This window comes from Agromyces intestinalis (assembly GCF_008365295.1).
Taxonomy (GTDB): domain Bacteria; phylum Actinomycetota; class Actinomycetes; order Actinomycetales; family Microbacteriaceae; genus Agromyces; species Agromyces intestinalis.
In genome coordinates this window covers 3,768,586-3,783,466 of record NZ_CP043505.1, presented here as the reverse complement: position 1 = coordinate 3,783,466, position 14,881 = coordinate 3,768,586, and the positions used below count along the sequence as shown (strand labels likewise).

At 72.0% G+C, this 14,881-nt stretch carries 16 protein-coding genes; 10 read left to right on the top strand and 6 right to left on the bottom strand.

From position 1 onward, the window contains the following. Positions 1–23: 23 nt before the first annotated feature. Positions 24–1,220: a glycogen synthase gene (gene glgA / locus FLP10_RS17250; protein ID WP_149161979.1), complete on the bottom strand. Its 1,197-nt coding sequence runs from the start codon at positions 1,218–1,220 to the stop codon at positions 24–26. Between the two features lie 79 nt (positions 1,221–1,299). Here glgA and glgC point away from each other — a divergent pair, with 79 nt between their 5' ends. The 3 genes from glgC to FLP10_RS17235 all read left to right on the top strand — a co-directional run bounded on the left by glgC (position 1,300) and on the right by FLP10_RS17235 (position 4,326). Beyond that, positions 1,300–2,547 carry a glucose-1-phosphate adenylyltransferase gene (gene glgC, locus FLP10_RS17245; protein ID WP_149161978.1) on the top strand — a complete coding sequence of 416 codons (1,248 nt, stop codon included), beginning with the start codon at positions 1,300–1,302 and terminating at the stop codon, positions 2,545–2,547. Continuing rightward, positions 2,544–3,209 carry a phosphoserine phosphatase SerB gene (gene serB / locus FLP10_RS17240; RefSeq protein WP_149161977.1) on the top strand — a complete coding sequence of 222 codons (666 nt, stop codon included), beginning with the start codon at positions 2,544–2,546 and terminating at the stop codon, positions 3,207–3,209. Before glgC ends, serB begins: the two co-directional genes overlap by 4 nt. Before the next feature lie 136 nt (positions 3,210–3,345). Beyond that, positions 3,346–4,326: an aldo/keto reductase gene (locus FLP10_RS17235; protein ID WP_149161976.1), complete on the top strand. Its 981-nt coding sequence runs from the start codon at positions 3,346–3,348 to the stop codon at positions 4,324–4,326. A 101-nt stretch (positions 4,327–4,427) separates the two neighbouring features. Here the strand turns inward: FLP10_RS17235 and FLP10_RS17230 are convergent, their stop codons facing one another. Then, the gene (locus FLP10_RS17230; RefSeq protein WP_149161975.1) at positions 4,428–5,138 is read right to left on the bottom strand and encodes a beta-ketoacyl-ACP reductase; all 711 of its coding nucleotides are present in this window, start codon (positions 5,136–5,138) and stop codon (positions 4,428–4,430) included. Between the two features lie 132 nt (positions 5,139–5,270). On the opposite strand from FLP10_RS17230, the gene FLP10_RS17225 reads away from it, so the two are divergent. From FLP10_RS17225 to FLP10_RS17215, 3 genes are read left to right on the top strand one after another with little or no spacing between them, the layout of a single operon-like run. Beyond that, positions 5,271–5,609 carry a DUF3099 domain-containing protein gene (locus FLP10_RS17225; RefSeq protein WP_149161974.1) on the top strand — a complete coding sequence of 113 codons (339 nt, stop codon included), beginning with the start codon at positions 5,271–5,273 and terminating at the stop codon, positions 5,607–5,609. Beyond that, positions 5,606–5,836, top strand: coding sequence for a hypothetical protein (locus FLP10_RS17220; protein WP_246150072.1), 231 nt, complete (start codon positions 5,606–5,608; stop codon positions 5,834–5,836). The genes FLP10_RS17225 and FLP10_RS17220 overlap by 4 nt, the downstream gene beginning before the upstream one ends. Beyond that, entirely contained in the window at positions 5,833–6,678 is an 846-nt protein-coding gene (locus FLP10_RS17215; RefSeq protein WP_149161973.1) for an SURF1 family cytochrome oxidase biogenesis protein, read from the top strand. Before FLP10_RS17220 ends, FLP10_RS17215 begins: the two co-directional genes overlap by 4 nt. A gap of 22 nt (positions 6,679–6,700) precedes the next feature. Here the strand turns inward: FLP10_RS17215 and FLP10_RS17210 are convergent, their stop codons facing one another. Then, the gene (locus FLP10_RS17210; protein WP_149161972.1) at positions 6,701–8,299 is read right to left on the bottom strand and encodes an ABC-F family ATP-binding cassette domain-containing protein; all 1,599 of its coding nucleotides are present in this window, start codon (positions 8,297–8,299) and stop codon (positions 6,701–6,703) included. A gap of 128 nt (positions 8,300–8,427) precedes the next feature. Here FLP10_RS17210 and FLP10_RS17205 point away from each other — a divergent pair, with 128 nt between their 5' ends. After that, complete coding sequence (locus FLP10_RS17205; protein ID WP_149161971.1) at positions 8,428–9,561, top strand: winged helix DNA-binding domain-containing protein; 1,134 nt, start codon at positions 8,428–8,430, stop codon at positions 9,559–9,561. A gap of 115 nt (positions 9,562–9,676) precedes the next feature. Here the strand turns inward: FLP10_RS17205 and FLP10_RS17200 are convergent, their stop codons facing one another. Together FLP10_RS17200 and FLP10_RS17195 are read right to left on the bottom strand one after the other, a co-directional pair. Next, positions 9,677–10,240 (bottom strand): YceI family protein, encoded by a 564-nt coding sequence (locus tag FLP10_RS17200; RefSeq protein ID WP_149161970.1) that lies wholly within the window; start codon positions 10,238–10,240, stop codon positions 9,677–9,679. 144 nt (positions 10,241–10,384) lie between these two features. Beyond that, complete coding sequence (locus tag FLP10_RS17195; RefSeq protein ID WP_246150071.1) at positions 10,385–11,563, bottom strand: glycoside hydrolase family 3 N-terminal domain-containing protein; 1,179 nt, start codon at positions 11,561–11,563, stop codon at positions 10,385–10,387. A 124-nt stretch (positions 11,564–11,687) separates the two neighbouring features. Here FLP10_RS17195 and FLP10_RS17800 point away from each other — a divergent pair, with 124 nt between their 5' ends. From FLP10_RS17800 to FLP10_RS17180, 3 genes are read left to right on the top strand one after another with little or no spacing between them, the layout of a single operon-like run. Further along, on the top strand, positions 11,688–12,842 hold the full coding sequence (locus FLP10_RS17800) for an aggregation-promoting factor C-terminal-like domain-containing protein (RefSeq protein ID WP_246150070.1): 1,155 nt from the start codon (positions 11,688–11,690) through the stop codon (positions 12,840–12,842). A 55-nt stretch (positions 12,843–12,897) separates the two neighbouring features. After that, on the top strand, positions 12,898–13,755 hold the full coding sequence (locus tag FLP10_RS17185; protein WP_168209227.1) for an oxygenase MpaB family protein: 858 nt from the start codon (positions 12,898–12,900) through the stop codon (positions 13,753–13,755). A gap of 21 nt (positions 13,756–13,776) precedes the next feature. Then, a complete protein-coding gene (locus FLP10_RS17180; protein WP_246150069.1) occupies positions 13,777–14,271 on the top strand; it encodes an Lrp/AsnC family transcriptional regulator in 495 nt (164 codons plus the stop codon). Here the strand turns inward: FLP10_RS17180 and FLP10_RS17175 are convergent. Next, on the bottom strand, positions 14,268–14,843 hold the full coding sequence (locus tag FLP10_RS17175; protein WP_149161967.1) for a hypothetical protein: 576 nt from the start codon (positions 14,841–14,843) through the stop codon (positions 14,268–14,270). The two genes, FLP10_RS17180 and FLP10_RS17175, sit on opposite strands and share 4 nt — an antisense overlap. Positions 14,844–14,881: the final 38 nt, after the last annotated feature.

Below are 14,881 nucleotides of genomic sequence, written 5' to 3'. Positions count from 1 at the left end.
TACGACCCCGCCGTGCACTCCGGTCAGCCGCGACCGCGGCCGAGCACCCGCTCGTACACCTCGACCGTGCGTTCCGCGATCGAGCTCCACGCGAAGTGCTCCTCGGCGCGGCGGCGTCCGGCCGCGCCCATCGCGGCCGCCCGCTCGGGATCGGAGGCGACGACGGCCAGCGTCTCGGCGAGATCGGCGATGAACCGGTCGGGGTCCACCGGCGTGCCGGTGCCGTCGTCGACCTGCTCGATCGGCACCAGCACGCCGGTGACGCCGTCGTCGACGACCTCGGGGATGCCGCCCGTGGCCGTGCCGACCACGGGGGCGCCGCAGGCCATCGCCTCGAGGTTCACGATGCCGAGGGGTTCGTAGATCGACGGGCACACGAACGTCGTGGCCGCCGTGAGCAGTGCGGTGAGCTCGGGGCGCGGCAGGTGCCGGTCGATCCACACCACGCCCTCGCGTTCGGCGGCGAGCTCGGCGACGAGCCCGCTGACCTCGGCCATGATCTCGGGAGTGTCGGGTGCGCCCGCGCACAGCACGAGCTGGATGCCCGGCGGCAGCAGTCGCGCGGCGCGCAGCAGATACGGCAGCCCCTTCTGGCGGGTGATCCGGCCGACGAACACGATCGAGGGGCGATCGGGGTCGACGCCGAGTGCGCGCACCGCGTCGGGGTCGTGGTTCGGCGCCCAGTCGTCGAGGTCGATGCCGTTGTAGACCACCTCGACCCGATCGGGGTCGATGCCCGGATAAGCGCGCAGGATGTCGCGGCGCATGCCGGCACTCACCGCGATCACCGCGTCCGCCTCCTCGAACGCGGTGCGCTCGGCCCACGACGACACCCGGTAGCCGCCGCCCAGCTGCTCGGCCTTCCACGGGCGCAGCGGCTCGAGGCTGTGCGCCGTGACCACGTGCGGGATCCCGTGCAGGCGCTTCGCGGTGGCGCCGGCGAAGTTCGCGTACCACGTGTGCGAGTGCACGAGGTCGGCGCCCGAGGCATCCTGGGCCATCTCGAGATCGACGCCGAGCGTCGCGATCGCCGCGTTCGCCTCGGCGAGGCCCGACGGGGTCGCGTACGCGAAGGTGCCCTCCTCGTCGCGCGGAGCGCCGAAGCAGCGCACCCGCACTTCGATGCTGCGCCGCAGCGCGCGTACCAGCTCGCCGACATGGACGCCGGCGCCTCCGTAGACCTCGGGCGGGTATTCGCGGGTGAGCAGGTCGACGCGCATGCCCACACGGTAGCGCAGCGTGCGTCACGAGGTGTCGATCCCTGCCGTGCACGACGCCGCGGCTGACTACGCTGGAGGCATGGCATCGCGCAAGGTCTTCGGCATCGTCCTCGCCGGCGGAGAAGGCAAACGACTCATGCCCCTCACCGAAGACCGCGCCAAGCCCGCGGTGCCGTTCGGCGGGCAGTACCGGCTCATCGACTTCGCGCTGTCGAACCTGCTCAACTCGGGCCTGCGGCAGATCGTCGTGCTCACCCAGTACAAGTCGCACTCGCTCGACCGGCACGTCTCGCAGACCTGGCGGCTGAGCGGGCTGCTGAACTCCTACGTCGCCTCGGTGCCGGCGCAGCAGCGGCTCGGCAAGCGCTGGTTCTCGGGGTCGGCCGACGCGATCCTGCAGAGTCTCAACCTGATCTACGACGAGAAGCCCGACATCATCGTGGTCGTCGGCGCCGACCACGTGTACCGCATGGACTTCAGCCAGATGATCGACGCCCACGTCGAGTCGGGTGCCGAGGCCACGGTCGCCGCGATCCGCCAGCCCATCTCGCTCGCGAACCAGTTCGGCGTCATCGACGTCGACCCGAAGCATCCCGACCGCATCCGACGGTTCCTCGAGAAGCCGAACGACCCGGTCGGCCTGCCCGACTCGCCCGACGAGGTGCTCGCTTCGATGGGCAACTACGTCTTCGACGCCGATGCGCTCGTCGACTCCGTGCTGCGCGACGGCGAGCAGACCTCGTCGAGCCACGATATGGGCGGCGACATCATCCCGTCGTTCGTCGACCGCGGCGCGGCGGGGGTCTACGACCTGAAGCGCAATGACGTCCCCGGCGCGACCGACCGCGATCGCTACTACTGGCGCGACGTCGGAACCCTCGACAGCTACTACGAGGCCCATCAAGACCTGATCTCGGTGCTGCCGGTGTTCAACCTCTACAACCGCGAGTGGCCGATCTTCTCGCAGCAGCTGAACTCGCCGCCCGCGAAGGTGACCCGCGACGCGCGCGGCGCCCTCGGCACCGTGATCGACTCGATCGTCTCGCTCGGCTCGGTGATCTCGGGTGCGCACATCGAGCGCAGCGTGCTCGGTCCGTGGTCGGTCGTCGGCTCCGGTGCGCATGTGGTCGACTCGATCCTGTTCGACCGAGCCCGCATCGACGAGGGTGCCCACGTGAAGCGCGCCATCCTCGACAAAGAGGTGGTCGTCGAGGCGGGCGCCGAGATCGGCGTCGACCGCGCCGACGACCTCGCGCGCGGATTCATCGTGACCGACAGCGGACTCACCGTGGTCGGCAAGGGCTCGCGCGTCCGGGCCCGCGCGTGAGCGGCGCGATCGCCGCCGGCTCCGCCGGCCCGCTCGTCGTGCTCGACGCCGATTCGACCCTGATCCGCGAGGAGGCGATCGAGCTGCTCGCCGACGCGGCCGGGTCACTCGAGCTGGTCGCGGCGGTCACCGAGCGGGCGATGCGCGGCGAGCTCGACTTCGCGCAGAGCCTGCGCGAGCGGGTGGCCACGCTCGCCGGCCTGGATGCCTCGGTGTTCGCGCAGGTGCGCGAGCGCATGACCCCCACCGACGGCGTGCAGGAGCTGATCGACACCGTGCACCGCGCAGGCGGGCGCGTCGGGGTGGTCTCGGGCGGATTCCACGAGTTGCTCGACCCGCTCGCCGAGCGCCTCGGCCTCGACTTCTGCCGGGCGAACCGGCTCGAGCTCGATACATCCGGCCGTCTGACCGGGCGCGTCGACGGGCCGATCGTCGACGCCGAGGCCAAGGCCGCCGCACTCGTCGAGTGGGCCGAGCTGGCGGGCGTGCCCCGCGGTCGCACCATCGCCGTCGGCGACGGCGCGAACGACCTGCGCATGCTCGCCACCGCAGCGCTCGGCGTCGCGTTCTGCGCGAAGCCCGTGGTGCGCGCGCAGGCGGATGTCTCGATCGATCGCCCCGACCTCTCGCAGGTGCTGGCGCTGGCGGGCCTGCGCGGCTGAGTCCGGAGCATCCGGCTCCGTGGTCTCAGGCCGACGGATGTCACATCGAACGCGCTCGCCCGGTCTCTCGTGGTGACGGCGCACCGCGCCGCAAGGGTGGGCGCTCGCGGCGCCCCGCGACGAAAGGACCCGACGAATGCACCAGCGACTTCTCGGCGACGGACTCCGCGTCTCGGCCATCGGCCTCGGCGCGATGGGCATGAGCGCCTACTACGGTCCAAGCGACGAACAGGAGTCGATCGCGACTCTGCGCCACGCCGTCGACTCGGGCGTCACCTTCATCGACACGGCCGAGGCGTACGGCCCGTTCGCCAACGAGCAGCTCATCGGTCGGGCCCTGAAGGGGCGCTTCGACGAGATCACGATCGCGACGAAGGCGTCGGCCGAGACCGACGACGACGGCACGATCCACGGTCGCAACGGCACCCCCGCCTACATCAAGCGAGCCGCCGAGCGATCACTGCGCCACCTCGGCACCGAGGTGATCGACCTCTACTACCTGCACCGGGTCGACCCCGCCGTCCCGATCGAGGAGAGCGTGGGGGCGATGGCCGAACTCGTGCAGGAGGGCAAGGTGCGCCACCTCGGCCTGTCGGAGGTCTCGGGGCGCACGATGCGTCGCGCGCACGCGGTGCACCCGATCGCCGCCGTGCAGTCGGAGTTCTCGCTGTTCGCCCGCGACATCCTCGACAACGACGAGAAGGCGACCGCCGACGAGCTCGGCATCGGGTTCGTCGCGTTCTCGCCGCTCGGGCGAGGCGTGCTCACCGACGGCATCCGCAGCCTCGACGACCTCGCCCCCGACGATGACCGCCGGTACCTGCCGCGCTTCCAGGCCGACGCGTTCGCCGCGAACCGACGGCTCGTCGAACGCGTCGAGACCATCGCCGCCGAGTTCGGCGCGACGGTCGCACAGGTCGCCCTCGCCTGGGTGCTGTCGGAGGGCGTCGTGCCGATCCCGGGCACGCGTCATCGCGCGCGACTCGACGAGAACGCCGGCGCCGCCGACCTCACCCTCGACGACGAGACGCGCCGGCGGTTGGCCGAGGCGTTCCCGCCGTCGGAGATCGTCGGCTCGCGCGACGGCATCGATGCGCCGGCGGGCGTGGACCGCTGAACTCTCGACGCGCCGGCCGGTCACGCGCGCTGCGCCAGTTCGGCGGCGTCCGCGCCACTCGCGCTGGTGCAGAGGGCGCCGAGGTGGCGCAGAGCGCCGGGCTAGTGCCCCATGCCGAGGCCGCCGTCGACCGGGATGACCGCACCCGAGATGTAGGCGGCGTCGTCACCCGCGACCCAGGTCACGACCTTCGCCACCTCGGACGGCTCGGCGAACCGGCCCGCCGGGATGCTGCGCAGGTATTCCTGCTGCTGCTCGGCGGGCAGTTCGTCGGTCATGTCGGTGCGGATGAAGCCCGGCGCGACGACGTTCGCGGTGATGCCGCGGCCGCCGAGCTCGCGGGTGATCGAGCGGGCGATGCCCACGAGACCCGCCTTCGACGCCGCGTAGTTGACCTGGCCGGGCGAGCCGTAGAGGCCGACGACGCTCGAGATCAGCACGATGCGGCCGAACCGGGCCTTCAGCATGCCTTTCGACGCACGCTTGATGACCCGGAACGCGCCCGTGAGGTTCGTGTCGACGACGGTTTCGAAGTCGTCCTCGCTCATCCGCAGCAGCAGGGTGTCGCGCGTGATGCCGGCGTTGGCCACGACGACCTCGACCGGGCCGAGCTCGGCCTCGATCTCGGAGAACGCCCGGTCGATCGACTCGGCGTCGGTCACGTCGGCCCGCACCGTCAGCGCGCCGGCGGGACCCTCACCCGAGCGGGCGGTGACCGCGACGCGGTGACCCTGCGCGAGGAACTCCTCGGCGATCGCATACCCGATCCCCCGGTTTCCCCCGGTCACCAGCACCGTGCGGCTCGTCGTCATCTGGCAGGCTCCACTCTCTCGGCTCGGCCTCCCAGTGTAGGGGGTGGTCGGGTGGCTCTGGGCGGGCGATGACGCGCCCCGATGGACGTAGGCTTGAGCGGAAGGAGTGCCGCGCCGACGCGCGGCGAGCACATGAAGTCGCAGCAGCACACGATCACCTCGCTGCCGCCCTCCCCCGAGGAGGAGCGCCGCGCGCGGATGGTGAAGTACACGATCGCGATGTCGATCCGGGTCGTGTGCATCGTGCTCATGCTCTTCGTGCAGGGCTGGTGGCTTGCGGTGTTCGCCGCCGGAGCGATCTTCCTGCCGTACATCGCGGTCGTGCTCGCGAACGTCGGCTCCCAGCGCGGCGGCGAGGTCGCCGCGCCCACGCTCGCGCTGACCGACGGGCGCCCGGCTCCGGCGCACGAGGCGGATGCCGCGGCCGACGCCGATCCGGCTGCTCCCGCCGAGCCGGGAGCAGCGCTGTGATCGGGCTGCCGGGATCGGTTCCGGCGGCCGGGACGTGTTCGAGGGCCGGATGCTCCGCGGCCGCGACCTGGCGCATCGACTGGCGCAACCCGCGCATCCACACCGGCGACCGGTTCAAGACCTGGCTCGCGTGCGACGAGCACGTCGACTACCTGCGGGGGTTCCTCGAGGCGCGGTCGTTCCCCGTCGAGGCGTCGGCGTTCGATTCCGCAGAGGCCGGCACATGAGCGAATGGGCCTTCCTCCGGTCAGGGCGCTGGGCCGGCTACCTCGCCCTCGTGATCGTCTTCGCGATCGTCTGCTGTGCGCTCGGCACCTGGCAGCTCAATCGTCGCGCCGAGGCGCTCGCCGAGGTCGCGCGCATCGACGCCAACTACGACGGCGCGTCGATGCCGATCACCGACGCGCTGCCCGACCTCGCCGCGTTCGACGTCGACCAGCGCTGGCAGAAGGTCGAGCTGTCGGGCGAGTACCTGCCGGGCGACGAAGTGGTCGTGCGCAACCGTCCCTACCAGGGCAGCTCGGGATACGAGGTCGTCACGCCGTTCCGACTCGACGACGGCACGATCTTCTTCGTCGACCGCGGCTGGGTTCCGCAGGCAGACGAGGGCGGCCCCGCCGAGTACGCGCCGGCGCCCACCGGGCACGTCGAGCAGGTCGCGCGGCTGAAGGCCGGCGAGCCGCGCATCGCGGGCCGCACGACGGTCGGCGACGAGGTCGCCACGATCGATCTCGCCGAGCTGAGCGAGCGGGTCGGCGAGCCGAGCTACACCGGAGCGTACGGACTGCTCGTGCACGAGACATCCGCTCGTGATCACGCGCCCGTGGCCGCGCTGCGACCGGTGCGCGACGAAGGTCCGCACCTGTCGTACGCGTTGCAGTGGTTCGTGTTCGCGCTGCTCGGCTTCATCGGCCTCGCCTGGGCGGCGAATCAGGAGCGCAAGGGCCTCGCCGAGGCATCCGTCTCCGTCGAGCGCACTGAGCGCACCGAGCGCGCGACCAAGCCCGCGCGTGAACCGCGCACGCGCAGCGACGCCGACATCGAGGACGAGATCCTCGACCGGCGTTAGCCGCAGCGGCGGCCACGCCGTGTCAGGCCAGCTCGATGAGCTCCTGGTACTCGGCCGACCAGTGGTCCTCCACGCCGTCGGGCAGGATCAGTACCCGCTCGGGGTTCAGTGCCTCGACCGCACCCGGGTCGTGCGAGACGAGCACGACCGCGCCCTCGAAGTGCGAGAGCGCATCGAGGATCTCGTCGCGGCTGGCGGGGTCGAGGTTGTTCGTGGGCTCGTCGAGCAGCAGCACATTGGCCCCTGAGACGACGATCATCGCGAGCGCGAGCCGGGTCTTCTCACCGCCCGAGAGCACGCCCGCGGGCTTGTGCACATCGTCGCCCGTGAACAGGAACGAGCCGAGCACCTTGCGCGCCTCGGTCTCGGTGAGGTTCGGCGAGGCGGACACCATGTTCTGCAGCACCGTGCGCTTCACGTCGAGCGTCTCGTGCTCCTGCGCGAAGTACCCGATGCGCAGGCCGTGGCCGGGCTCGACGAGGCCGGTGTCGGGCGCGTCGACGCCGGCCAGGATGCGCAGCAGCGTCGTCTTGCCCGCGCCGTTCAGGCCGATGACGACGACCTTCGAGCCGCGGTCGATCGCGAGGTCGACGGCGGTGAAGATCTCGAGCGAGCCGTACGACTTCGAGAGGTCGCTCGCGGACAGCGGGGTGCGGCCGCACGGGGCGGGCGTCGGGAACCGCAGCTTCGCGACCCGGTCGACGGCGCGCACCTCCTCGAGGCCCGAGAGCAGTTTCTCGGCGCGCGCGACCATCTGGTGGGCGGCGGCGGCCTTCGAGGCCTTCGCCCCGAATCGGGCGGCCTGCTGCTGCAGCGCCGACGCCTTCTTCTCGGCGTTGGCGCGCTCTTTGCGACGGCGCTCCTCGTCGGCGGCGCGCTGGCGCAGGTAGTGCTTCCAGCCCATGTTGTACTGGTCGATCACCGACCGGTTGGCGTCGAGGTAGAACACCCGGTTCACGACCTCGCCGACCAGTTCGACGTCGTGCGAGATGACGATGACGCCGCACTTGGAGTTCTTCAGGAACTCGCGCAGCCACACCACCGAGTCGGCGTCGAGGTGGTTCGTCGGCTCGTCGAGGATCATCGTGTCGGCATCGCTGAACAGGATGCGGGCGAGCTCGATGCGGCGTCGCTGACCGCCCGAGAGGGTCTTCAGCGGCTGGTCGAGGATGCGCTCGGGCAGGTTCAGGTTCGAGGCGATCGAGGCGGCCTCTGCCTCGGCGGCGTACCCGCCGAGCGCGGTGAAGCGGTCAGTGAGGTTGCCGTACTTCTTCATCGCTTTGGCTGCGACGGCCGGGTCGTCGCTGCCCATCAGTTCGGATGCCTCACGCATGCCGATCACGAGCGAGCCCAGGCCGCGCGCATCGAGGATCCGGGTGCGGGCGAGCATCTCGGGGTCGCCGCTGCGAGGGTCCTGCGGCAGGTAGCCGATCTCACCCGAGCGGTCGATACGGCCGGCCGTCGGCAGGGTCTCGCCGGCGAGGGTCTTGGTGAGCGTGGTCTTGCCGGCGCCGTTGCGCCCGACGAGGCCGATCTTGTCGCCCGCGGAGACCCGGAAGGACACGTGCTCCATGAGCAGGCGCGCGCCGACGCGGATCTCGAGGTCGTGGACGGCGAGCACGGCGGTTCCTCCGATGCGGCGGGTGGAGTGGGCGTGCCGAACGGCACAGCCTCCCATTCTATCCCGGCGAAGCGAGGTCGGATTCCGGATGCGCCGTGCATGTCGGCGGCCTCGGGCAGACTCGCAGCATGACGACGGATGCCACGAGCATTGCCGCGGGTGCACAGCTGCGCGCCGCCCGACTCGCCGCTCACGGGCTCGGCTCAGGCAGCGGTGGCGTGGGCGAGGGCGGGTTCGCCACGCCCGCCGAGGCGGTGGACCGACTCGTCTGTCTGCAGGCGCAGGATCTCGCTGCGGCTAAATGGGTGCTCGGCGCGCGCGTCCCCGGCTCGACCGAGGCCACGATCGATGCCGCGGTCGACGAGGGGTCGCTGCTGCGATCCTGGCCGATGCGGGGAACCCTGCACTTCGTCGACCCTGCCATGCTGCGTCCCATCCTGCGCGTGACCTCGGCGCGCCTGCTGCAGCGCTCGGCGAAGACCATGCGCGACGAGGGCATCGACGAGGCCGTGGCCGCCGCGGCCCGTGACGTCGCGATCCGCGAGCTGCAGGGCGGCCGCTCGGCGAGTCGCGACGAACTCCAGGCGGCGTGGTCGGCGGCGGGCATCGGCACCGAGGGCCAGCGGGGCTATCACCTCATCTGGCGGCTCGCGAACGAGGGGGTGCTGTGCGGAGGACCGATCGACACGAGGGCCAGACAGCGGTTCGTGCTGCTCGACGAGTGGTCGCCGCGCCGGCCCGGCGAACCCGACGATCCCGACGAGATCCTCGCGATCATGTTCGCCGGCTACGCGCGGGGGCACGGCCCGGTCTCGGTGCGCGACTTCGCGTGGTGGGGCGGCCTCACCCTCACCCAGGCCCGCGCCGGGCTCGCGGCCGCGGGCGACACGGTGACACCGTACGACGACGAGCGCTACGTGGCGGCCGACGCGATCCCCGCGCAACGTCGCGCGGTCGGCCGGCACGTGCTCGCGCCGTTCGACGAGTACTTCCTCGGCTACGGCGATCGCACCGCGTTCTGCTCGGCCGACGATGCCGCACGGGTCGTGCCCGGCAAGAACGGCCTCTTCCTGCCGATCCTGGTGGCCGACGGCGAGGTCGTCGGCACATGGCGCCGGTCGCGCGAGCGGCGCGGCGAGACCGGCGTCGAGGTGCGCTTCTTCCGGCCGGGCGTCGAGCTTCAGGCATTCCGGCCCGCGTTCGAGCGCTGGGCGGAGTTCTGGGATACGGGGCTCGGCGAGCTGACGGTCGCGGGCGACTGATACCACGCCCCGGCGGGCGGACCCAGCGCGTGCTCCGATACGGAGGGCGTCCTCACGCCGCGACGACGAAGGGTCGGATGCCCGTGGCATCCGACCCTTCGCGACGCGCGATGCGCTACTGCTGCAGCGCAGCCTGCAGCTCGAGCGTGATCGTGACCTGGTCGCCCAGCAGCATGCCACCGGTCTCGAGAGCCGCGTTCCAGGTGAGGCCGAAGTCCTCGCGGTTCACGACGGTCTTCGCACTGGCGCCGGCCTTGTAGTTGCCGTACGGGTCGCCGCCGAAGCCGCCGAAGTCGAAGTCGAACGTCACGGGCTTGGTGACGCCCTTGATGGTGAGGTCGCCGTCGACCTTGAACTCGCCGTCGACGACGCGCACGCCGGTCGAGACGAAGTCGATGGTCGGGAACTCATCGGCCGAGAAGAAGTCGCCCGTGCGCAGGTGGCCGTCGCGGTTGGGCTCGTTGGTGTTGATCGAGGCGACCTCGGCCGACGCGGTGACACTCGACTGAAGCGGGTCCTCGGCGGTGACGAAGGTGGCCTCGAAGCGCTCGAACTTGCCCTTGACCTTGCTGATCATGAGGTGGCGGATGCTGAAGCCGACCTCGCTGTGGGTCGGGTCGATGACCCAGGTGCCGGCGCGGTAGCCGGGGATCTCGATGGTCGTGGCGGTGGTCGTCATGTCTGGGTGTCTCCAAGTCGTGCGTTCGGTCACGGGCGACGCTCGGATGGGCCGCGCACATCGCGACTTCGCCGAGCGTCATTCATTCGAACGCATGGAGCCCCCCGATGTATTCCGCCCTCCGCGGAATCGGTTCGGAACGCGTCAGTCGAGCGCCGATCGCCGCAGTGCCAGCACGTGCGCAGCGGCCTCGTCGAGCCGTGTCTCGGGAACCCGGCCCGACCGCACCGCCTCGGCGATCGCGCTCGCGAGGCCGGGCACCGAGATGCCGAACTCCGACGGGTCCGCGGGCAGAGCGTAGAGCAGCAGGTCGGCGCCCGAGGCGACCGCGCGCACTGCGTTCTCGTTCGGATCGGCGTACTCGGGCAGCCCGTTGTGCTGCAGCATGAGCAGGTCGTCGGTGACGACGACACCCTCGAACCCGAGCTCGTCGCGCAGGATCTCATGCCACCGCGGCGAGAGCGACGCCGGCTCGGGGGCGACGGCCGGATACACGAGATGACCGGTCATGACGAGCTCCGCGCCCGCATCGATGCCCGTCGCGAACGGGATCGCCGCGCCCGCCCGCCACTCGTCGAGCGACAGCGGCGCCGTCGGCACGCTCGAGTGGGAGTCGCCGGGTGCGGCGCCGTGTCCCGGGAAGTGCTTGAGCGTGCTCGCGACGGTGCCGTGCTCGCCCGTCACCGCCGCCGCGACCCGGTCGGCCGCCGACCGCGGGTCGGTGCCGAGCACGCGCTCGAAGATGAACGAGTCGGGATCGTCGGTCACGTCGGCCACGATGCCGAAGTTCACGTCGACGCCGGATGCCTCGAGCAGCGCCGCGCGCTGCGCGAATGCGTCCTGCGTCGCCTGGGGCGGCAGGGCACGCAGCTCCTCGGCGCCGGGCAGGTCATCCCACGGCAGTCGGGTGACGATGCCGCCCTCCTCGTCGATGCCGATGAGCGTGCGGGCCTCGGGATCGACCTGCACCGCGGCGGTGAGGGCGGCGAGCTCGTCGGGCGTGGCGGGCATGTTGTCGCCCATGAGCAGGAGCCCAGCGGCGCCCTGCTCGACGAACGCGCGCATGGGGGCCGGGTCGACGCCCGGAACGTGACCCATGATGAGGCTCGCCGCCTTCTGCTCGAGCGTCATCGCGTCGAGCCTCGCGTCGACCCACGCGGTCAGCGGGTCGACGCTCGTGGTGGGGCTCGGCTGCGCCGATGGGGTGCTCGGCGTCGGCGTCGAGGTCGGAGTCGGTTCGCCGGCCGACGCGCAGCCGGTGACGAGGCCGGTGGCCACCGCCGCGATGATCGCGGCGACGACGCGGGCGCGGTTTCGTGGCACGTGCACCGAGTGTACGCTGCGTGTCCCTCCCGGCGTCCGCGCGGGCCGTGGGTAGACTCGCCGCGCCCGACCGGACCGGACACGACCGACCGGCACGACCGGGTACGGCCGGCGAGGAGGCGCGATGAGGGCGACACGGTCGCAACGGACGACCGCGGCGGTGGCCGTGACGGTCGCCGCGCTCGTGATCGCGCTGGGCTCGCCGTCGGCCGCCGTCGCCGACGAGTACCCGTCATGGGACGAGGTCGAGGCGGCGAAGGCCGACGTCACGTCGCGCGAAGCCGAGGCGAACCGCATCGAGGCGCTCATCGGCGATCTCGAGGTCGAGGCGGGCCGCCTGGGCGATGCGGCCGTGGTCGCGGCCGCCGAGAGCCGGGCGGCCGACGAGGCGCACCTCGCGGCGGTCGCCCGTGCCGACACGCTGCACGCCCGGGCCGATGCCGCCGAGCAGGCGGCCGACGCATCGGCCGGACGGTTCGCCCGCGTCGCGGCACTGCTCTCGCGCGACGGCGGCGTCGACCCGACGCTGCGCCTGCTCATGCGCACCGGCGCCGACCGCCCCGCCGCACGGACCGACCGCCTGCTGTCGGACCTCAGCCGCACGACGCGGCTGGCCGACCTGAACGCGGCCGCCGCAGCCCGCGCCGCAGCCGACCGCGCCTCGGCGGCGGCGCTCACGGCGCAGGCGGATGTCGCGGCATCCGAACGCGACAGGCTGGCACGCGAGGCCGCCGACCGGGCCGATGCGGCGCAGGCCGCCCACGAGGCCGCCGAAGCCCGCGTCGTCGCGCAGCGCGCGACCGTCGAGACGCTGTACGCGCAGCTCGCAAGCCTGCGCGACCGCACCGCCGACCTCGAACGGCGGTACCGCATCGGCGAGCAGGCCCGTGCCGAGGCTGCGGCCCGTGAAGCCGCCGCGGCCGCGGCGGACGCGGGCCTGTCGACCGCTCCCCCACCGCCCGGCGTCGTGGTCGATCCCGGTGCCGCGAAGGCGTACGCCCGCGGCGCGGTCGGCGCGTACGGCTGGGGCGACGGCGAGTTCCGCTGCCTCGAGCTGCTGTGGACGCGGGAGTCGAGTTGGCGCGCCGACGCGTACAACGCATCGAGCGGCGCGTACGGCATTCCGCAGTCGCTGCCCGGCGCGAAGATGGCCTCGGCCGGCGACGACTGGCGCACCAACGCCAACACGCAGATCAACTGGGGGCTCGCGTACATCTCGGCGCGGTACGGATCGCCGTGCGGCGCCTGGGCCCACTCCGAGGCGGTGAACTGGTACTGACCGAGCGCGGTCGCGGGTGCTGACACCTCGGCGGTCGACCCGTCAGACTGGATCCGTGCCAGTCCGCACCGATGAGGCCCGCGCGGGCGATCCCGGGGATGCCCCCGCGGGTTCGGCGCTGCCGTCGGACGCCGACCGGGCGGTCTTCCGTCGGCACGCCGGCGACGCCACGCTGCTGGTCGGCGGGGCGGCAGCGATCCTGCTGCAGCTCGCCGACCCGCGCGTCGCGCGCGGGGTCGCCCGCCACAGCGGGTTCCGCGAGTCGCCGATGCGTCGGCTTCGGGCGACGCTCGAGTACGCCTATGCGATCGGCTTCGGCGACGACCGTGCGGTCGCCGCCGTCGTGCGCGAGGTCAACGCCCGACATGCCCCTGTCCGCGGGCGGCCGGATGCCTCGGAGCCCGGGTACAGCGCCTTCGACGCCGATGCGCAGCGCTGGGTCGCCTCGACGCTCGCCGCGGTGGCGCTGCGCGTGCACGAGCGGGTCTCCGGGCCTATGCCCGAACCGGTCGCGGACGCGATCGTGCGCGGATACGCACCGCTCGCCGCACGGCTTCAGGCCGGTGGTGCCGGCTGGCCCGCGACGCGAGCCGAGTTCGACGGCTGGTGGGAGGAGCGGGTGGCCGGACTCGAGGTCGGCGACGACGCCCGCCGGCTCGCCCGCGATCTACTCGTGCACGCCCGGCTGCCGGCGCCGCTCCGCCTGACGCAGGCTCCCGTTCGGATCCTCACGGCGGCCCTGCTTCCGCCGGCGATCCGCGACGCCTACGGCTTCCGATGGACGCGACGGATCGCCCGGGTCGCCGACGGATGGTTCCGGGCGATCGCGATCGCCCGTGTACTCATCCCCGACCCGGTGCGCCGCATTCCGCTGCGGATCTCGCTCCGGCGCGTGGCCGCGCGCACCGGATAGGCTGGCCCCGATGCGAGGACGATGATGACCGAACACGCGCACCGGGGGGAGCCGCTCGACGCTGTCGATCGGCGCATCGTCGCGGAACTGAGCCGCGACGGGCGGTTGTCGGTGCGCACGCTCGCCGACCTCGTGCACATCTCACGCACGGCGGCCCACAACCGACTGCAGCATCTGCAGCAACGAGGGGTGATCACCGGATACGGCGCGCAGATCGACCGCCGCTCGATCGGGCTCGTGGTCTCGGCCCTGGTCGTGGTGCGGGTCGCCGACGTGCCCTGGGAGCAGATCGCCCGTCAGCTCGCCGCGCTGCCCTTCGTCGAGAAGGTGCAGGCGGTGTCGGGCGACATGGACCTGATCCTGACCGTGAGCGCACCCGATCACGAGCAGCTGAGCCAGGCCATTCTGCGCGACATCCACGACCTGCCCGGGGTGGTGTCGACGAGGTCGCACCTCATCCTCGACGAGGTGACCGGCTCGCCCCCGGCGCAGTCGCTCGGGATCTGGAAAGCCTAGAAGAACTCGTCGGGCGTGCCGGCCGCGCGCTCCACGTCTCGCGTGTCGACGCCGGCGCCCTTGAGCTTGGAGACCGCGACGCGCAGGCCCGACTCCATCTGCGCGGCCCAGGCGTCGGACTCGCGTGCCGACGCCTCGGCGGCTCTGGCCCGCTGCTCGGCGGCTTCGGCGGAGTCGCGTGCGTCGCGCACCTGGCGCAGCGCGAGCGAGATGCCGTAGTACGCAGCGACGATCGTGGCGATCGGCGCGGCGATGACCGCGAGCGCGCTGATGGCGGCACCCGTCGGGCTGAACGCGATGAGCAGCGCGAACGCGAGGAAGAGTACGACGATCGCCACCAGCACCACGAGCATGAAGCGGAGATCGCGCTGCCAGCCTCGTCGCGCCTCGGCCGCCGACGGATCGGACGCCTCGACCGGGGCCGCACTCGTGACCGGGGCCGCCGCGGCGACGGCGGGCGGAACAGCCGGCTCGGGGTCGGCCGCATCGAAGCCGCCGATCTGGTCGTCCGCCGTGGACATCACCGCCTGGACGTCGATGTCATTGGTCGAACGTGCCGATGCACTGGCCATCCGTATCCCCCGCCTTTCGATCGGAAACAACCTGTCAA